Origin of the sequence: Streptomyces recifensis (assembly GCF_002154615.1) — a bacterium.
Taxonomy (GTDB): domain Bacteria; phylum Actinomycetota; class Actinomycetes; order Streptomycetales; family Streptomycetaceae; genus Streptomyces; species Streptomyces griseoluteus.
In genome coordinates this window covers 1-3,107 of record NZ_MUNH01000243.1, presented here as the reverse complement: position 1 = coordinate 3,107, position 3,107 = coordinate 1, and the positions used below count along the sequence as shown (strand labels likewise).

The following is a 3,107-nucleotide window of genomic DNA, read 5'->3' as shown; positions in this document are numbered from 1 at the left end:
GCGCACCGCGCGGCCACCAGGACTGGTGGCCGCGCGGTGCGCCCGACCTCGACCCGGTCTCGGCCCTCACCACCCTGGACATACCTGACGCCCTCTGAGCGCGGTACACCCGCCGTGGAAGAGCGGGGGAGAGTTCGCCGCGCCTTCCGGCGAGCCCCAAGCCACGCACCGAGCCCCGGGCCCGGCGGAAGCGACCGGGCCGTCGGCCCGCCCGGCAAGGGGCCGACCGCTCCGAGGGAGCCCCCTGGCCGGACCGAGCGGACGCGCGGGGCCGGCGGTGGCCGCTGCCCGGCCCCTACCGTGGAGACAGGGCCTCCGACCGCCCCGAGCCACGTCCCCGAAGCCCGCGCTGATCTTCGACGCACCGCCCTCCGGCGACCAGGACTCAAGGGCTGTCGCAGTGTCCGGTAAGGCATCCGGATCCGGCCCGCCGCGGAGGTCGTCACCCTGCTCGTCGGCGCCGACGATCCCGCGTGATCCCTGCCGTCGCCTCCGCCGGCCTTCACGTTCCGCCGGGTACCCGGCCAGGGAGCCGACACCGTCATGGAGCACCGAAGCGCTCGCCCGAGCGAGACCGGAGGACTGCCATGGAACCGGATGACCACATCATGCGCGGGCCGGGTGAGAGGAGAGTCGCCGAGGCGGCGGAACGGATCGTGGCCGAGGGCCGGCCACGCCTGCACCGCACCTGGACGTCCCTGGTGGCCACCTCGCTGCTGGGCGGGATCGACGTCGGTGTCGGCGTCATGGCGCTGCTGTTCGTGCGGCACGAGACCGGCAGCGAGCTGCTGGCCGGGCTGGCCTTCTCCGTGGGGCTCATCGCCTTGCTGCTCGGGCACAGCGAACTGTTCACCGAGGGCTTCCTGGTGCCCGTGGCCACCGTCATCGCGGGCGCGGCCGGCTGGCTGGACCTGGCACGCATGTGGACCACGGTGCTGGTGATGAACCTGATCGGCGGCTGGGTGTTCATGTGGCTGGTCATGCGGGCCTACCCGGACCTGCACCGCACCGCGGCCGCCTCGGGCGCGAAGTTCGTCGAGGGAGGGTACACGCTGGGCACCTTCTGCCTCGCCGTGCTGGGCGGCGGCGTCATCACGCTCATGACCCGTATGCACCACGGCACCGAGTCCATGACCGGGAAGATCACCGCATCGGTCGCCACCGCGTTCGTCCTGGCCGGGCTCGGGCTGTGGCACTCGGTGCTGGACTCCCTCATCGCGTTCGCCGGCCTGCACACCGGCATGACGTCCTACGGTTACCTCGACTGGCTGCGGTGGCTGGCCTGGGCGGTTCTCGGCAACATCGTCGGCGGACTCCTGCTGACCACGACACTGCGCCTCATCCGCAGTGCCCCGGTGCTGAGCGGGGACAGCGCGCAAGCGCCTGACTCCGGATGACACCGCACCCGGCACCCTGTTCCGGGCGGACCTCCTCCGGACGCGGAGCTGCCGGTCAAGGGCAGGGCGTGGCAGACCGTTCGCACGCCGGCAGGCCCCGGCGATCCGAGGAGATCCGATCGCTGCGTTTGCCGTTCGCGCAGGGGGAGACCCGGCCGACCATGAGCAGTACGCCACTCCGCCGCCCCCGGATGCGGCAGAGCGCGTCCTGTGGCTGCCGGACCGCTGGGAGCGGCAGCCCGGGGCCGACGCCCGGGCCGACCGGTGCAGCCACCTCGCCGGGTCACTCTCCGAAGGCAAGGTCAGCGGCGGATGCGTCCAGTGCCACTGGCACGGCAGCGTCTTCCAGCGGGAACCGTCCGCGCCGACAGGGGCCGGGCGGGCAGGCGCCGGGCGAGGCAGCCGAGGGACGCCGGCGTACGGGGACGGGAACCCATGGACACCGCGGCTGAAGGACGCCTCGCCGGACGTGTGCACGGGCTGCTGCGGCGGGCCGGGGGGCAGTACGCGGCGGGGCACGACCGTCCGCTGGGCGGCTATCTGGCAACCATGGCGGGCTTCGCCGCGTACACGGCCGCCTGGGCCACCGCGGTACGGCTCCGGGGCCGGCCGCTGCCCGACCGGCCCGAGCCGTGGGACGTCGTCCTGACCTCGGTCGCCACGTTCCGGCTCAGCCGGCTGCTGACCAAGGCACCGGTCACCAGCCCGCTGCGCGCACCCTTCACCCGGTACGTCGCCCCGCAGGGCCCGGCCGAACTGCACGAGGAGGTACCGACGGGGGACGGCGCGCATGCCGTCGGAGAACTGGCCACCTGCCCCTTCTGCATGAGCGTCTGGGTGGCGTCCACCCTGACCGCCGGCCAGCTTCTCTGGCCGCGTGAGACACGCGCCGCCATGGGCGGGCTGGCCGCCCTCGCCGGGGCGGACGCGCTGCAACTGGCGTACAGCGCGCTGATCGAGAGGACGACCGGCGAGTGACCCGGCAGGGGAACGCGGTGGTTCACGGGCGTCCGTGGGGGGCCGGGCACCGACCGCGCGGGTGAAGCCGGTGGTGGGGGGTACTCGCCGCACTGACCCTAGAACAGCGACCGGAGGGTGATTCCCCGCTCGCTGTCCGGAGTGCAGCCAGCTCGCGCCAAGCAGTTTTGATTGGGACGGCCATACCCGCAAACGCGGATGTCGACGGTCCTGAGAGCCACTCGATGGAGGGAGGCCACTCGTGGACACCGATCCGATGGCCGACGACGTCTACCAGCCGACCAACAACGATGTGCGCGAAGAGGACGCCGCGCGGTTGGACGACCTGGAGGACGCGGTCGAGGAACCGACCTACGACGAACTCCTCGACGAGGGGTACTCGCCGCCGGAGAAGCCGCTCGGCGTCACCAAGTACGGCACGACCGCGACCGAGCAGCGGGAGGGCGAGAGCCTCGACCAGCGGTTGGCCCAGGAGGAGCCGGACGTCCGGGAGCCGGAGGGTGACGGGGTGGGCGACCTGCCCGGCGGGGACGGCGAGCTCATCGACCCGCAGGCGGGCGAGGCGCGCGCCGGCCGCCTGGTGGCGCCGGACGAGGGCGCACATCCCGACACCGAGAAGGACGAGGTCGCCTACGACGTGGGCATCAACGGGGGAGCGGCCAGTGCCGAGGAGGCCGCCGCCCACATCACCGACGACAACTTCTCGCAGCCCGGTCACGACCCCATCCCCCC

The 3,107-nt window shown here is 73.0% G+C and carries 4 protein-coding genes; all 4 read left to right on the top strand.

What is annotated here, in order from left to right; genetic code table 11:
• The first annotated feature begins 587 nt into the window (after positions 1-587).
• Positions 588-1,397 carry a formate/nitrite transporter family protein gene (locus tag CCN33_RS14770; RefSeq protein WP_086694084.1) on the top strand — a complete coding sequence of 270 codons (810 nt, stop codon included), beginning with the start codon at positions 588-590 and terminating at the stop codon, positions 1,395-1,397.
• On the top strand, positions 1,384-2,046 hold the full coding sequence (locus tag CCN33_RS33795; RefSeq protein WP_425275843.1) for a Rieske (2Fe-2S) protein: 663 nt from the start codon (positions 1,384-1,386) through the stop codon (positions 2,044-2,046). The genes CCN33_RS14770 and CCN33_RS33795 overlap by 14 nt, the downstream gene beginning before the upstream one ends.
• Positions 1,947-2,375: a DUF1360 domain-containing protein gene (locus tag CCN33_RS14760; RefSeq protein ID WP_400906091.1), complete on the top strand. Its 429-nt coding sequence runs from the start codon at positions 1,947-1,949 to the stop codon at positions 2,373-2,375. Before CCN33_RS33795 ends, CCN33_RS14760 begins: the two co-directional genes overlap by 100 nt.
• 241 nt (positions 2,376-2,616) lie before the next feature.
• A partial coding sequence (locus tag CCN33_RS14755) for a DUF5709 domain-containing protein (RefSeq protein WP_107483943.1) occupies positions 2,617-3,107 on the top strand: 491 nt, incomplete at its 3' end.

Excerpts from the sequence above, each read along its gene's own strand:
- CCN33_RS14770 (WP_086694084.1), top strand. The coding sequence starts at position 588 with ATGGAACCGGATGACCACATCATGCGCGGGCCGGGTGAGAGGAGAGTC.
- CCN33_RS14760 (WP_400906091.1), top strand. The coding sequence starts at position 1,947 with ATGGCGGGCTTCGCCGCGTACACGGCCGCCTGGGCCACCGCGGTACGG.